The sequence below is a fragment of the Arthrobacter sp. CJL-S3 genome, assembly GCF_056711635.1.
In genome coordinates this window covers 2,675,965-2,689,394 of record NZ_CM160046.1, presented here as the reverse complement: position 1 = coordinate 2,689,394, position 13,430 = coordinate 2,675,965, and the positions used below count along the sequence as shown (strand labels likewise).

At 67.6% G+C, this 13,430-nt stretch carries 14 protein-coding genes and 1 pseudogene; 8 read left to right on the top strand and 7 right to left on the bottom strand.

Annotated features, from left to right (window positions below; genetic code table 11):
* Positions 1 to 55: 55 nt before the first annotated feature.
* The 4 genes from AC06G6_RS12285 to AC06G6_RS12270 form a co-directional block, all read right to left on the bottom strand.
* Positions 56 to 754, bottom strand: coding sequence for a phosphocholine cytidylyltransferase family protein (locus AC06G6_RS12285; protein WP_479822399.1), 699 nt, complete (start codon positions 752 to 754; stop codon positions 56 to 58).
* Positions 755 to 989: 235 nt separating this feature from the next.
* Complete coding sequence (gene wecB, locus AC06G6_RS12280; protein WP_479822397.1) at positions 990 to 2,135, bottom strand: non-hydrolyzing UDP-N-acetylglucosamine 2-epimerase; 1,146 nt, start codon at positions 2,133 to 2,135, stop codon at positions 990 to 992.
* Between the two features lie 61 nt (positions 2,136 to 2,196).
* Positions 2,197 to 2,478, bottom strand: coding sequence for a hypothetical protein (locus tag AC06G6_RS12275; protein ID WP_479822395.1), 282 nt, complete (start codon positions 2,476 to 2,478; stop codon positions 2,197 to 2,199).
* Between the two features lie 68 nt (positions 2,479 to 2,546).
* Positions 2,547 to 3,143 carry a YdcF family protein gene (locus tag AC06G6_RS12270; RefSeq protein ID WP_479822393.1) on the bottom strand — a complete coding sequence of 199 codons (597 nt, stop codon included), beginning with the start codon at positions 3,141 to 3,143 and terminating at the stop codon, positions 2,547 to 2,549.
* A 168-nt stretch (positions 3,144 to 3,311) separates the two neighbouring features.
* On the opposite strand from AC06G6_RS12270, the gene thiL reads away from it, so the two are divergent.
* Genes thiL through rsmD form a run of 4 tightly spaced genes read left to right on the top strand, consistent with a single transcriptional unit; the run spans position 3,312 to position 8,311 of the window.
* The gene (gene thiL, locus AC06G6_RS12265) at positions 3,312 to 4,352 is read left to right on the top strand and encodes a thiamine-phosphate kinase (RefSeq protein WP_479822391.1); all 1,041 of its coding nucleotides are present in this window, start codon (positions 3,312 to 3,314) and stop codon (positions 4,350 to 4,352) included.
* 22 nt (positions 4,353 to 4,374) lie between these two features.
* The gene (locus tag AC06G6_RS12260; RefSeq protein ID WP_479828653.1) at positions 4,375 to 5,436 is read left to right on the top strand and encodes a DAK2 domain-containing protein; all 1,062 of its coding nucleotides are present in this window, start codon (positions 4,375 to 4,377) and stop codon (positions 5,434 to 5,436) included.
* Positions 5,426 to 7,675, top strand: coding sequence for an ATP-dependent DNA helicase RecG (locus tag AC06G6_RS12255; protein ID WP_479822388.1), 2,250 nt, complete (start codon positions 5,426 to 5,428; stop codon positions 7,673 to 7,675). Before AC06G6_RS12260 ends, AC06G6_RS12255 begins: the two co-directional genes overlap by 11 nt.
* Positions 7,676 to 7,705: 30 nt before the next feature.
* The gene (gene rsmD / locus AC06G6_RS12250) at positions 7,706 to 8,311 is read left to right on the top strand and encodes a 16S rRNA (guanine(966)-N(2))-methyltransferase RsmD (RefSeq protein WP_479822386.1); all 606 of its coding nucleotides are present in this window, start codon (positions 7,706 to 7,708) and stop codon (positions 8,309 to 8,311) included.
* Here the strand turns inward: rsmD and AC06G6_RS12245 are convergent.
* From AC06G6_RS12245 to AC06G6_RS12235, 3 genes and pseudogenes are all read right to left on the bottom strand, one after another.
* Positions 8,308 to 9,090, bottom strand: a complete 783-nt coding sequence (locus AC06G6_RS12245; protein WP_479822384.1) for a spermidine synthase — start codon at positions 9,088 to 9,090, stop codon at positions 8,308 to 8,310. The genes rsmD and AC06G6_RS12245 overlap by 4 nt on opposite strands.
* A pseudogene (locus tag AC06G6_RS12240) lies at positions 9,090 to 10,299 on the bottom strand (aminotransferase class I/II-fold pyridoxal phosphate-dependent enzyme). The gene AC06G6_RS12245 and the pseudogene AC06G6_RS12240 overlap by 1 nt, the downstream one beginning before the upstream one ends.
* Complete coding sequence (locus AC06G6_RS12235; protein WP_479822382.1) at positions 10,296 to 11,153, bottom strand: SDR family NAD(P)-dependent oxidoreductase; 858 nt, start codon at positions 11,151 to 11,153, stop codon at positions 10,296 to 10,298. Before AC06G6_RS12235 ends, AC06G6_RS12240 begins: the two are co-directional and overlap by 4 nt.
* A 48-nt stretch (positions 11,154 to 11,201) precedes the next feature.
* Here AC06G6_RS12235 and coaD point away from each other — a divergent pair, with 48 nt between their 5' ends.
* The 4 genes from coaD to rnc all read left to right on the top strand — a co-directional run bounded on the left by coaD (position 11,202) and on the right by rnc (position 13,424).
* The gene (coaD, locus tag AC06G6_RS12230) at positions 11,202 to 11,702 is read left to right on the top strand and encodes a pantetheine-phosphate adenylyltransferase (RefSeq protein WP_463902806.1); all 501 of its coding nucleotides are present in this window, start codon (positions 11,202 to 11,204) and stop codon (positions 11,700 to 11,702) included.
* A 174-nt stretch (positions 11,703 to 11,876) separates the two neighbouring features.
* Positions 11,877 to 12,401, top strand: a complete 525-nt coding sequence (locus tag AC06G6_RS12225) for a YceD family protein (RefSeq protein ID WP_282380402.1) — start codon at positions 11,877 to 11,879, stop codon at positions 12,399 to 12,401.
* Between the two features lie 36 nt (positions 12,402 to 12,437).
* Positions 12,438 to 12,641: a 50S ribosomal protein L32 gene (rpmF, locus tag AC06G6_RS12220; protein WP_009356569.1), complete on the top strand. Its 204-nt coding sequence runs from the start codon at positions 12,438 to 12,440 to the stop codon at positions 12,639 to 12,641.
* A gap of 21 nt (positions 12,642 to 12,662) precedes the next feature.
* Positions 12,663 to 13,424 (top strand): ribonuclease III, encoded by a 762-nt coding sequence (gene rnc / locus AC06G6_RS12215; protein ID WP_479822380.1) that lies wholly within the window; start codon positions 12,663 to 12,665, stop codon positions 13,422 to 13,424.
* Positions 13,425 to 13,430 lie beyond the last annotated feature (6 nt).

Genomic DNA, 13,430 nt, shown 5'->3' with positions numbered 1-13,430 from the left:
CAATCGTCAGGCCCGGTGTCCGCCAAACGGTTTGCCGGAGTCGCTGGGGCTGGCCCTAGATGCTGGCGTTGGCCCTGACCAGGTCGTCCGGGAAGTCAACCTCGACGGCGTAGAAATCGCTGATGTCGACCGGAGTCCACTTGACGTCGTCCTGCTTGATGGTCAGCTCGATGGCCTTCTCGAAGTAATCCTGGTCATCGACTTCAATCAGTCGCTTGAGGAGCTTCTTCTTGTCCTTCGAACTGACAAAGTTGATGCCGACAGCCTCGCCGTGGGCCACGTCGGCAGGGACAATCTTGGACAGTTCCAGGATCTTGCCATCCGCGTCGGTGGTGTATTTGACTTCCTCGTCGGAGACCGAGGAAATGTCCACGGTGATAAACGACTCGTCACGCTGGATATAGGGCAACAGCATCTCGAGAATATCCGGGTCGAAGACCACGTCGCCGTTCATCCACAGCACGCCGCCCTTGGCGGAGTTCCGGACCGCCTTCAGGAGGCTCTTCGAGGTGTTTGTCTGGTCAAAGTTCTCGTTGTAGACAAAAGACGCGTTCGGTACGTGTTCGAGGATCATCTCCAGCTTGAAACCGACCGCAATGGTCAGCCGCAGCTTCTTGCCGAACTTGTTGTGCAGGTTCTGGACCTGCTGGTGCATGATGGTCCTGCCATCACTGAGCTCCGTCATGGGCTTCGGGTGCGGGCGCGCCAAACGTGTGCCCATTCCGGCAGCCAGAATTACGGCTTGAATTTTCATTGGTTTCCTCTTCAACGAGTGTGCTTTGGGACGGGGAGCGGCGAGCCGTAGCATCACTCGATCAGGCGTCTCGGCACCGTAAAACGGGCCAAGGTGAGCGTCCCCCGCAGCCAAGCATACCGGTTTGCCCCCGTCGGCCCAAGAAAGCCAGCAACCTTACGTTATCCCTGCGTTAACCGCTCCGGCCCCGTATGTTAACTTTCCCGGGCCGTCGGGTCGTCGGTGCGGTGCCGCACTACCCGCCGGCGAACTCGCCGATGCGGGACCCGACGCCGAGCAGTTCCGCAATGGCTGCAACGGTTCGGCTGGCAGCCTCGCCGTCCCCGTAAGGGTTGACGGCGTTCGCCATGGCTGCGAAGTGCTGGGGGTCCCTGAGCAGGCGTGTCACCTCGGCAACAATCCGCTCCTCATCCGTGCCGATGAGCGCCACGGTCCCGGCTTTGACGGCTTCCGGCCGTTCTGTGTTGTCCCGCATTACCAGCACAGGCTTGCCGAGGCTGGGAGCTTCCTCCTGCACGCCTCCCGAGTCCGTCATGACGAAGTGCGCCATGGACAGCAGCCGCGTGAACTCGCCGTACGGGAGAGGCTCGGTGACCACGACGTTGGCTTTTCCTTCGAGGAGCGGCAGCAACGCTTCGCGCACGACGGGATTCTTGTGGGCCGGCAGGACTATCACCAGGTCGCGCTCGGCGTCGGCGATCCGGGCCAAGGCCCGGGCCACGCCGCGCATGGCATCTCCCTGGTTCTCCCGGCGGTGGGTTGTGACCAGAAGGATTTTCCTGCCGCTGGCTGCCAGGTCCTCGAGTTGCGGGTCTGTGAAGGCAACGGACTTGCCTACGGTGGCCAGGAGCGCGTCAATGACGGAATTGCCCGTAATGACGACGTTTTCCGGCCTGATACCCTCCGCCACCAGGTTGCCTTTGCTGACGCTCGTCGGCGCCAGGTGGAGGCTCGCGATCTGGCTTGTGATCTTGCGGTTCGCCTCTTCCGGGAAGGGGGAGCGGAGGTCCCCGCTGCGGAGCCCTGCCTCGACATGCACCACGGGGATCCCGTGGTAAAACGCCGCAATCGCGGCGGCGGTGGAGGTCGTGGTGTCCCCTTGGACCACCACGGCATCCGGCCGGGTGTGCGTGAACAGCTTCTCCAGCCCGTCGATGGTCCTGGTCAGGATGGCGGACAGCGACTGGCCGTGCTGGAGGATGTTCAGATCGTGGTCGGGCACGATCCCAAAGAGCTCGTTGACCTGGTCCAGCATTTCGCGGTGCTGGCCGGTCACCGTAACGATGCAGCGGAAATGCGGCGAGAGCTCAAGGGCATTGATCACGGGCGCCATTTTGATCGCCTCGGGCCTGGTGCCGAAGATCGGCATGATGCTGTGCATGGATGTTCCCCCAAAAAGACGCGGGCAGTGCGGTCTGGCAAGACTGATCGGACGGGGGGGCTTAGCCCAGAAGCAGAAGGGCGATGACCAGGGCGGGCACGGTGACAGCGACGAGAATGACTGCTACCAGCGCAGCCAGGCGCTTGCGGCGGTAGGCCACTTCCTCGTCGTCGGGGTCCAGCTCGGCAGCGCGCTTGGCTGGGGCGGCGTTCCGGGGGGCGTAAGGGATGGGCTCCACACCGGGAACCAGGAGCGTGTCCGGAATCTCCTCGCGGAGGGCGCGGCGCCGCAGGTGGCGCGGGGCCGCTACAAGCCGGGGAGCATCGTCGTCAGGATCACCCAACAGCCGGTCCTCCTCGCCTCAATACATCGTCACCAGGCTGAGGGACTCAACCTGATCGCCTCCAATTCTTACATTCCCGCCCGCTGATCCGTACATTCCGGGCGCAGGGACACATCGATCAGGCCCCCGGTTTCAATGACAAACCGCCGCAGCCACTGCCCCGGACTCAGCACGGGACGGGAGGCAACCATCTGAACGTCCGCCGTCGTGCACTGGCCAATTAGCCGTCCGGCACGGGTGACGTGGTAGCTGGACGTCACCACGGTGACGGACTTCCACCCGTTGGCGTCCGCAAGGTCCGCAATGATGTCTGCCTCACTCCGGGTGTCCATGCCGCTGGGGCGGAAACAGACCAGTCCCGGGCGGGGGAACACGGCCGAGTTGCAGATGTCGTCGGCCGCCGCATTGCCCAGGGTGTCCGTGTGGGACAGCACCAGCACCGGTGCTTCAAGCTCGCGCTGGAGCTTCTGCGCCACCGGCAGGCGTTCGGACGCGGCCCCGCCCAGCATGATCACAGCGTCCGTGCGGTGCAGGCTCAACGGATCCACGTTGACGAATAACTGAATTGCCACCACCAGCCACAGCATCGCGGCGCCGGAAACGCCAGCCAGAACCCCGCGGACACGCCGGGGTGCGGCGTTCAGCGCTGGCAGTGGCGGGGGCATGCCTACGAGTCTCGCACGCGCAACAACGAACCTCCTCCGTTGTCGTCCCCTCGCGGTAGCGTTAGGGCTGTGCCTGAACACCAGACTGTCCCCCCGTGTAAAGCCATTGCTCCTGACGCGACCGTGCCTGACGCGACCGTGCCTGAAGCGACGGTCTCTGAAGCGACGGTGCCTGAAGCGATCCTGCCCAAAGCGCCCCTGACCGTAGGGGAGCTCTCCGAATCCGGGCTCCTGGAACGCATCTTCCCGCGCCTGCACTCCGGCCAGGAACACAACCCGTCGCTGATCCTGGGCCCGGGCGACGACGCCGCCATCGTGGCGGCCCCGGACGGTCGGGCAGTCCTCAGTATCGATACCCAGGTGGCCGACCAGGACTTCCGGCTCGAATGGAACAACGGTTACCGGACCACGGGCTATGACGTCGGCTGGAAGGCGGCCGCGCAGAACCTCAGCGACATCAACGCCATGGGGGCCCGCGCCACCTCCCTGGTCGTCAGCCTCACCATGCCTCCGGACACCCGGGTCGCCTGGGTCGAGGACTTCGCCGATGGACTCAGTGCCGGCATCCGGGAACTGGGCGCCCCGGACTGCGCCGTGGCCGGGGGCGACCTCGGCCGCGGCCGCGAACTGGCTGTCAGCGTGGCGATCCTCGGCACCCTCGACGGCGGCTCGGCCGTGCTGCGCTCCGGCGCCCGCGCGGGGGATATTCTGGCGCTGGCGGGCACCGTGGGGCGCGCCGCGGCGGGTCTCGCACTGCTGGAATCGGCAGTCCCGGTCGAGGCGCTGACCAGGGAACAACGCGCCCTGATGGACACGCAGTGCCGGCCCTTGCCGCCGCTGGCGGCAGGTCCACTGGCCCGGGATGCCGGCGCGACGGCGATGATGGACATTTCCGACGGGCTGGTCCGGGACGGCCACCGGATGGCTTCCGCCAGCCACGCCGTCCTGAACCTGGACGCGTCGGTACTGGAGCAACTGGCCGTTCCGCTCCTGCCCGCCGCCGAACTGCTCGGCACCGATCCGATGGCGTGGATCCTGGGCGGCGGGGAGGACCACGGACTGCTGGCCACATTCCCCCCAGGTCTTCAGCTGCCTCACGGTTTCACTGCGATAGGCTCGGTAGAAGCCCCTGCAGCAACGGACAGCACGGGCGTCAAGATAGCGGGCAGGCCCGTAGACACTGTCGGATGGGATCACTTTGCAGACTAAAATTGCCGCCAACGCGCAAGCGATGAAGCGGTGGTTGAGCAAGGCAGAAACGACGCTTGGAAACCACAGCGACCGCCTGAACGCCATCAACATCTTCCCCGTCGCCGACGGCGACACGGGCACCAACCTCTACCTCACGGTGCGTGCCGCCACCCAGGCACTCCACGGCCTTGACACCGCCGCGATACCCCAGGTCGCCGCGGACCCACCGGTCCATTCCGTTCCTCCGCCGGATCCGGCCCAAAACGACGTCGGCGCCATTCTCGCCAGGGCGGGCCTGGCGGCCATGGAAAAGGCCCGCGGCAACTCCGGCACGCTGTTCGCCGTTTTCCTCTGCGCAGCCGCCGAACCCCTCGCCGGCCACCCCCGTCTCAGCGCCCCGCTGCTGGCCGCCGCGCTGAACCGGGCCCAGCTCCGGGCCTGGTCAGCGTTAAGCGACCCGGTTCCCGGCACCATGCTCTCCGTGATGGAAGCCGCCGCGCGGGCCGCGGCCGCCGTGGATTCGGCGCACGACGGCGACGACAGCAACCACACCCTGGGCCTGGCCCTCGACGCCGCCGTGCAAGCCGCCCTCGCGGCCGTAGTTCGCACGGAGGACCAGCTGGAGGCCCTGCACGCCGCCCATGTGGTGGATGCCGGCGGGGTCGGGATGCTGCTGATCCTCGACTGCCTCCGCTCCGCCGTCCTCGGTGAGGAACTCCAGGACCAGCTGCTGGACGGCCTGCACGGCTACGACGTCCAGGACCCGCACATCCACGCCGGCATGCCCCGGGATGACGGCGTGGAAGTCATGTGCACCATCACCCTGTCACCGCTGGACGCCGCCATGATGCGCCAGCGGCTCGACGAAATGGGCGACTCCGTCATCATGAGCCAGGTCAGCGGGGCAGCTGACGCCTCCGGCGCCTACCGCTGGCGCGTCCACGTCCACGTGCTGCACTCCGGGCCCGCCGTGGCCCTGATCCGTTCGCTCGGCGAACCCTCGGACATCAGCGTCAGCGAACTTGCCGTGCCGGACGCCGAACCCCTCGGCGCCGGCGACCGTGAACCCGCAGGACAGGTCCCCGACGGACATGAACGCTGACCTGGCCAACGCCGAACTGGGGCTGGACCTTGAACGCCGGATCGGCAAGCGCTCCGCGGCGGTCATCGAAAAACACCTCGGCATCACCACCGTCGGCGGGCTGCTGAACTACTTCCCCCGCCGTTACATGAACCGCGGCGAACTCACACCCATCAGCGAGGTTCCGCTCGACGAGGAAGTCACCCTGATTGCCCGGGTGGTCTCCAGCAGCACCCGGTTCATGAAGACCCGCCGCGGCTTTCTGACGGACGTTGTGATCACCGACGACGCCGGCGCCGGGACCGGCCGGCCGGGCACGCTGAAGGTGAGCTTCTTCAACGGCCACCGGGCGAAGGCGGAGCTGCAGCCGGGCCGCCGGGCCCTGTTCTCCGGAAAAATCACCCGCTACGGCGGCGCCCTGGGGCTGACCAACCCCGACTTCCAGCTGCTGGACAAGGACCCGGACACGCCCGGGATGGACCCGGAGAAGCTCGCCGCCATGCCCATCCCGGTGTACCCGGCCACCGCCAAACTGACCAGCTGGTCCATTCAGAAGGTCGTCGAAACGCTGCTGGACACCGCGGATCTGGACGCCGTGCCCGACCCGCTGCCGGCGGAGATCACGGCGCGGGAGAAGTTCGTGCCGGTCGCCGACGCGTACCGGCTCATCCACGCCCCGCACGGGCCCGCGGACTGGCAGCACGCCCGCGACCGGTTCCGCTACCAGGAAGCCCTGGTGCTCCAGTCGGCCCTCGCCCGGCGCCGCGCCCAGCTCGCCGCCGAGGAGGCGACCGCCCGCCGCCCCGTGCCGGAGGGGCTGCTGGCCGCCTTTGACCGGCAGCTGCCGTTCACCCTGACCGCCGGCCAGGCCGCCGTCGGCAAGACCCTGGCCGCGGAACTCGCCCAGGACTCGCCGATGAACCGCCTCCTCCAGGGCGAGGTCGGCTCCGGCAAGACCATCGTGGCCCTGCGAGCGATGCTGCAGGTGGTCGACGCCGGGGGACAGGCCGCCCTGCTGGCCCCCACCGAGGTCCTTGCCGCGCAGCACTACGAATCGATCCGCCGCACCCTCGGGCCGCTGTCCCGCGACGGCATGCTGGGCGGGTTCGGCCCCGACGCGGTCCAGGTCACGCTGCTCACCGGGTCCATGCCCACGGCGGCCCGGAAACAGGCGATGCTGGACGCCGCTTCCGGGACCGCCGGGATCGTCATCGGCACGCATGCCCTGCTCAGCGACAACGTCTCCTTCTACGACCTGGGCCTGATCGTGGTCGACGAGCAGCACCGGTTCGGCGTCGAACAGCGCGATGTGCTCCGGTCCAAGGCCAGCAAGCCCCCGCACCTGCTCGTCATGACCGCCACCCCCATCCCCAGGACCGTTGCCATGACCGTGTTCGGCGACCTCGAAACGTCCGTCCTCGACGAACTCCCGGCCGGCCGCGCACCGATCACCACCCATGTCGTCGGGCTCGCGGAGCACCCGGCGTGGGCCACGCGCATCTGGAGCCGCGCCCGGGAAGAGATCGACGCGGGCCACCAGGTGTACATCGTCTGCCCCAAGATCGGCTCGGACGACGACGGCGACTTCAGTCCCGGCGAGGCCGAACCGTCGGCCGCGGACCTGGCCGGCGACAACGGGGCCCGCGAGCTGGCCTCCGTGGCCGGCGTCGTCGAACTCCTGCGGGACGAACCGGCCCTGGCGGGCGTGCCGGTGGCGCCGCTGCACGGCCGGCTGGACCCGGTGCTGAAGTCCGAGACCATGGCCGCCTTCACCGCCAACCAGACCAAGCTCCTGGTCTCCACCACCGTGATCGAAGTGGGAGTGGACGTCCACAACGCCACGCTCATGGTGATCCTGGATGCGGACCGCTTCGGCATCTCGCAGCTCCACCAGCTCCGCGGCCGGGTGGGACGCGGCGGGCTGCCGGGCACCTGCCTGCTCGTCACCAGCCTGGAACCCGGCCACCCGAGCCGCCGCCGGCTCGACGCCGTCGCGGCCACCACCGACGGCTTCCTACTCTCCCAGGAGGACCTCAAGCTGCGCCGTGAAGGCGACATCCTGGGCGCCTCCCAGTCCGGCGGCCGGTCCACGCTGAAGCTGCTGCGGGTCCTTGAACACGAGGACGTGATCGCCCGGGCCCGGCAGGACGCGCAGGCGATCGTCGGCGGCGACCCGTCACTGGGTGCCCACCCCGTCCTCGCCGCGGCGATCGACGAATACCTCAATCCGGAAAAGGAGGCGTTCCTTGAACGCGGCTAACACCATCCATGCATCCAGGGCGGCCCGGCCATGAGCCGCATCATTGCCGGGGCCGCGGGCGGAACCACCCTGGTCAGCGTCCCGGGGTCCCTGACCCGGCCCACCACGGACCGGGTCAAGGAGGCGCTGTTCTCCCGGCTGGACGCCTTCGAGGTGATCGCGGACGCCCGGGTGCTGGACCTCTACGCGGGGTCCGGTTCACTCGGGGTGGAAAGCGCCAGCCGCGGCGCGAAGAGTGTGGACCTGGTGGAATCCGACGGCAAGGCCAGCGAGGTCTGCCAGCGCAACGCGGACCTGGTCAACACCGTCGCGCGGCACAAGGTGGTCACGGTGCACCGCTCCAAGGTCGACTCGTTCCTGGACCGGACCCAGGAGGCCGTCCGCTGGGACCTCGTCTTCCTCGATCCGCCCTACCCGCTGGACGAACCGGCGCTGGCCGGCGTGCTCGCCAAGCTGCTCCCGCACCTGGCCGAGGGTGCCGTCGTCGTCGTGGAGCGCTCATCCCGGACCCCCGAGCCGTCCTGGCCCGACGGGATGGAACGGTTTGCGGAACGGAAGTACGGGGAGACGAAGCTCTGGTTTGCCGAACCCAGCCCGGAAGAAGGCCCGGACACCGGGGCGGAGGACATCACCTAGTCAGCGAAAGCGTCGAGGCCGACGCCGGAGAGCACCTTCGCGGGGTGCGGTCCGCGGGCGGTGAGCGCCGCCGTCCATACGTCCGGCCAGGGCCTCTGCGTTCCGGTCAGGATGATGTTGCCGGGGTAGCGGCCGCTGAACATGCCGGCCTCGGCAAAGGCGGCCACATCGGCCACCGCCCGGCGCAGCGCGGCCACCTGGCTCCGGACCAGCGTGAGCCCGGGCTCGTCGCCGACGTTGATGATCAGCACGCCGCGGGGACTGAGTTTCGCCGCCGCCTCGCGGTAGAACTCCGTGCAGGCGATGTGCTCGGGCGCCTCCGGCCCGGAGAAGATGTCCAGGATCACGACGTCGAAGCGCAGGTCCGGGGGCAGCTCGGCGAGGGCGTCCCGGGCATCACCGATCAGCGGGTGCAGCTGCGTGCCTTCGGGCAGGGGGAGCTGCTGCAGCACAAAGTCCAGCAGTTCCCGTTCCAGCTCCACCGCGTACTGCACCGAGCCCGGGCGGGTGGCCTGGATATAGCGCGCCAGGGTCAGCGCCCCGGCGCCGAGGTGGAGGGCGGCAACGGGTTCGCCCCACGGTGCCGCAAGATCGACCACGTGGCCGATCCGGCGCAGGTACTCGTAGAAGATGTCCGAGGGGTCCGCCAGGTTGACGTGCGACTGTTCGGCCCCGCCGATGCTGAGCACGAAGCCGCCCTCGGTGAAGGCATCGGGCTCGATCGTGGCGTGCTGGCCGGTGGTGCGCAGGTAGCGCGCGGCGGCGGGCGTGTCCGCCATCAGAGCCGGTCGCGGAGCGTCGCGAGCCGTTCGGCGGCTTCCTGCAGCACGTCAATCCGTTTGCAGAACGCGAAGCGCAGCAGGCTCCGGGTGCGTTCGGCGCCTTCCGGGTGGCAGAACACCGGCACCGGAATCGCCGCGACGCCCACCAGGGCGGGCAGCCAGGCGGGCCAGGTCGACGGCGTCGGAGATGCCCAGCGGCGCGGTGTCCACGTTGACGAAGTACGTGCCCTGCGGCGTGAAGACGTCCAGGCCCGCGGCCCGCAGGCCCTCGCTGAGGATGTCGCGTTTGAGCTGGAGGGTATCGGCGATGCCGGCATAGAACTCATCCGGCAGGCCCAGCCCGGCCGCGATGGCGCTCTGGAAAGGAGTGCCCGAGCTGTAGCTCAGGAACTGCTTGACCGTGCGGGCGGCGGAGACCAGGTGCTCCGGCCCGCTGAGCCAGCCGATTTTCCAGCCGGTAAAGGAAAAGGTTTTCCCCGCGGAGGAAATTGTCAGGGTGCGGTCCGCGGCGCCCGGCAGGGTGGCCACCGGGATGTGCCGGGCACCGAAGGTGAGGTGTTCGTAGACCTCGTCGGTGATGATGATGGCGTCGTGCCGGACGGCGAGTTCGACGACGCGTTCCAGCACCTCGCGGGGGAACACCGCGCCGGTCGGGTTGTGCGGGTTGTTGACCAGCACAACCTTGGTGCGGCTGCTGAATGCCGCTTCGAGGGCCTCCAGGTCCGGCATGAAGTCGGGGGCCAGCAGCGGGGCGGTGACGTGGCGGGCGCCGGAGAGGCCGATGATGGCGCCGTAGGAGTCGTAGAACGGCTCGAAGGTGAGGACCTCATCGCCCGGGCCGACCAGGGCGAGCAGCGAGGCTGCGATGGCCTCGGTGGCGCCGGTGGTGACGATGATCTCGGTCTGCGGGTCCGGTTCCAGGCCGTAGAAGCGCTCCTGGTGGAGGGAGATCGCCTCGCGCAGCTCGAGGATGCCCTTGCCGGGGGCGTACTGGTTGGCGCCGGCGGCGATGGCCGCCTGCGCGGCGGCCTTGATCTCCACCGGGCCGTCCTCGTCCGGGAAGCCCTGGCCAAGGTTGATGGCGCCGGTCTGGAGTGCGAGGGTGGTCATTTCCTCGAAGATGGTGACGCCGAGCGTACCGTCGGGGGAGAGCAGGTTGGCGCCGGTCGCGGTCCGCTGCCACGGGGACTGCTTCGGGGAGCTCATCGGGTGCCCGCCTTCTCGCCGCGGCCGGTGAACTTGTCCATGGTGGAGTAGATCCCGAAGACCTTCCCGCCCACGAAGTCCCACGCCCGCACGGGCAGCAGGCCGCGCAGGACCTTGCCCAGCTGCGCCGTGGCCGGGGCGATCAGCTGGGGCCGTCCGGCGGCGGTGGCGCGCCAGGCCCGGTCCACGGCGTCCTCCGGCGTCATCAGCGGCGTCAGCAGCGGGCCGCGGGCGCCGTCGAACATCCCGGTGGAGATGTAGCTGGGGCAGAACGTCGTCACGGCGAGGTGGCCGAAGCCCTGCTGCTCGAGTTCGAGCCGCAGCGAATCGCTCCAGCCGATCACGGCCCATTTGGACGCCGCATAAACGCTCATCCTGGGGTTGGACACGGTGCCCGCGGCGGAGGCGATGTTGAGGATCCGGCGCGGCCGGCCGGCGTCGCCCATCATGCCGGGCAGGAAGGCGTGGGTGACGTACATCGGCGCCAGCGCGTTGATCTCCATGGTCAGGGCAATGTCCCGCTCCGGGCGGTGCTCCCAGAAGAGTGCGCCGCGGACAATGCCGGCGTTGTTGACCAGCAGCGTCAGCGGGCCCTCCTCCCGGCACGTCTCGGCGGCGTCGGCAATGGCGGCGCGGTCGGCGAGATCCACCTGGCGGACGACCGCGCGTGCGCCGAGCGCGGTCACTTCGGCGGCGGTCCTCGCCAGGCCGTCGGCGTCGACGTCCCAGAGAATCACGACGCCGGCGCCCTCGCGGGCCGCCCGCAGGGCGTACAGACGGCCCATGCCCATGGCGGCTCCCGTCACGAGAACCACGCCTCCGGACACGGTGAAAGGAATGCTGGTTGCTGACATTCAGCCATGTTATCCCGGCCCGCGGCACCAATACGGTAGGTTCGGAGCATGAGACGCGCCGTATGCCCTGGCTCCTTTGACCCCATCCACAACGGCCACCTGGAAGTCATTGCCAGAGCGGCCGGCCTCTTTGACGAGGTCATCGTTGGCGTCTCCACGAACTACGCCAAGAAGTACCGCTTCACGCTCGAGGAACGCATCGACATGGCCAGGGAAACCCTGGCCTCCCTGCGCGGCATCGTGGTGGAGCCGGTGGGGGACGGGCTCCTCGCCGAGTACTGCCGGCAGCGGGGTGTGGACGCCATCGTCAAGGGGCTCCGTTCCTCCTCCGACTTTGACTACGAACTGCCGATGGCGACGATGAACCGCCAGCTCACCGGCGTCGAGACGGTCTTCCTGCCCGCCGAGGGCCACTACCTCCACCTGTCCTCCACCCTGATCAAGGAAGTGTTCACCCTGGGCGGCAATGTGTCCGAGTTCGTGCCCCGCTCGGTGCTGAAACGGCTGACCTCCGGCGAGCCGGTCCGGGATCAGCCGCGCAGAGGGTAAGCTTGATCGGTACTCGGCGGCCTGCTGCCGGTTGCGAGGCCCAAATCCAAAGCGGCCTGCGGTGTGAACCGCAGGCGTGCCCCCGGTTTGAGTCCGCCCGGAAGATCAGGCTAAGATAGTACGTCGGTCATATGTTCAACAGGAGTTCTCATTAAACGAGATGCTAGTTCGCCCCTGGCGTTCGACGTCAAGGACCTCGGACGCAGTCCGGGAAGCATGCGGACGCTGACGGAACATGTACCCGCACCGGGTGATCTCGGTGTGGCACTCATTGGCGTGCAGGAAGGCTCGGATGTCGAGCTGGATCTGCGGCTCGAGGCCGTACACGAAGGAATTTTGGTATCAGGAATCGCAAACGTCGAAGTTACTGGCGAATGCGGCCGATGCCTGGATCCCCTTGCGTATGACCTGGAGGTCAATGTGCAAGAACTTTTCTTCTACGAGGACGCTGAGTTCTCGGATGAAGAAGACGAAGAAGAGCAACGTCGAGTCGAGCACGATCTGATCGATCTTGAGCCGGTGTTGCGGGACGCAGTTGTAACCATGCTGCCGTTCCAGCCGGTGTGCCGGGAAGACTGCCAGGGCCTTTGCTCCGAATGTGGAGTACGCCTGGAAGACGAGCCGGGGCATCACCACGAGATCGTAGATCCTCGCTGGGCTGCCCTAGCTGACTTGGCTAAGCCTGACCGGCAAAACTGATTTGTAAGTGTTTTTCTAGAGAGAAATGAGTTAGCCGTGGCTGTCCCGAAGCGGAAAATGTCTCGCTCGAATACCCGCGCCCGCCGCTCCCAGTGGAAGGCAACTGCCCCCCACCTGGTGAAGACTGTCGAGAACGGCCAGGTCACGTACAGCCTGCCGCACCAGGCAAAGGTCGTAACCGACTCGGCTGGCACCGCGCTGTTCCTTGAATACAAGGGCCGCAAGGTAGCAGACGTCTAATCCGCCAACTGGCTGAATAAGATGTCTTCAACTGAAGAGCTTCTGAAGCGTCTCGGTGTCACTATTGACGCCGGGACGCTTCGTCTTGCGCTCACACACCGTTCCTACGCCTACGAAAACGGCGGCATCCCCACCAACGAACGCCTCGAGTTCCTGGGCGACTCCATTCTGGGGTTCTCGGTAACCGACGCGCTGTACCGTGACAACCCCACGCTGCCCGAAGGGGACCTGGCCAAGCGCCGCTCCGCCGTCGTCAGCACCCGGGCCCTGGCGGGCATCGGCCGCAGCATCGGCCTTGGGGATTACATCTACCTCGGGCAGGGCGAAAAGCTCACCGAGGGCAAAAACAAGGCCTCCATCCTTGCGGACACCATGGAGGCGCTGATCGGGGCCACCTACGTCTCCAATGACATCGAGACGGCGCGCCAGCTGGTCATGCGCCTGATCGGGCCGCTGCTCAAGGACGCCGCCGCGCTCGGCGCCGGCACCGACTGGAAGACCAGCATCCAGGAATTGGCGGCCAGCCGGCAGCTCGGAACGATCAACTACGCCGTGGAGGGCTCCGGGCCGGACCACGCCCGGACGTTCGAGGCCATTCTGCGGATCGGCGGCAACGACTACGGCACCGGCTCGGGCAACTCCAAGAAGGAGGCCGAGCAGGAAGCTGCCGCGGACGCCTGGCGCAGGCTGTCGGCGCCGTCGGCTGCCGCGCCGGAACCAGTGGCGCCAGTCGAAGCCGTTGAGCCCGAAGCGCAGCAGCTGCAGTCCCAGACCGGCACCTAGGCACGC

Coding starts and splice junctions, on each gene's coding strand:
- AC06G6_RS12245 (WP_479822384.1), bottom strand. CDS start 9,090: ATGGCGGACACGCCCGCCGCCGCGCGCTACCTGCGCACCACCGGCCAG.
- AC06G6_RS12235 (WP_479822382.1), bottom strand. CDS start 11,153: ATGTCAGCAACCAGCATTCCTTTCACCGTGTCCGGAGGCGTGGTTCTC.
- rnc (WP_479822380.1), top strand. CDS start 12,663: ATGTCTTCAACTGAAGAGCTTCTGAAGCGTCTCGGTGTCACTATTGAC.
- AC06G6_RS12270 (WP_479822393.1), bottom strand. CDS start 3,143: ATGCCCCCGCCACTGCCAGCGCTGAACGCCGCACCCCGGCGTGTCCGC.
- coaD (WP_463902806.1), top strand. CDS start 11,202: ATGAGACGCGCCGTATGCCCTGGCTCCTTTGACCCCATCCACAACGGC.
- AC06G6_RS12260 (WP_479828653.1), top strand. CDS start 4,375: ATGAAGCGGTGGTTGAGCAAGGCAGAAACGACGCTTGGAAACCACAGC.
- rsmD (WP_479822386.1), top strand. CDS start 7,706: ATGAGCCGCATCATTGCCGGGGCCGCGGGCGGAACCACCCTGGTCAGC.
- wecB (WP_479822397.1), bottom strand. CDS start 2,135: ATGCACAGCATCATGCCGATCTTCGGCACCAGGCCCGAGGCGATCAAA.
- AC06G6_RS12255 (WP_479822388.1), top strand. CDS start 5,426: ATGAACGCTGACCTGGCCAACGCCGAACTGGGGCTGGACCTTGAACGC.
- AC06G6_RS12285 (WP_479822399.1), bottom strand. CDS start 754: ATGAAAATTCAAGCCGTAATTCTGGCTGCCGGAATGGGCACACGTTTG.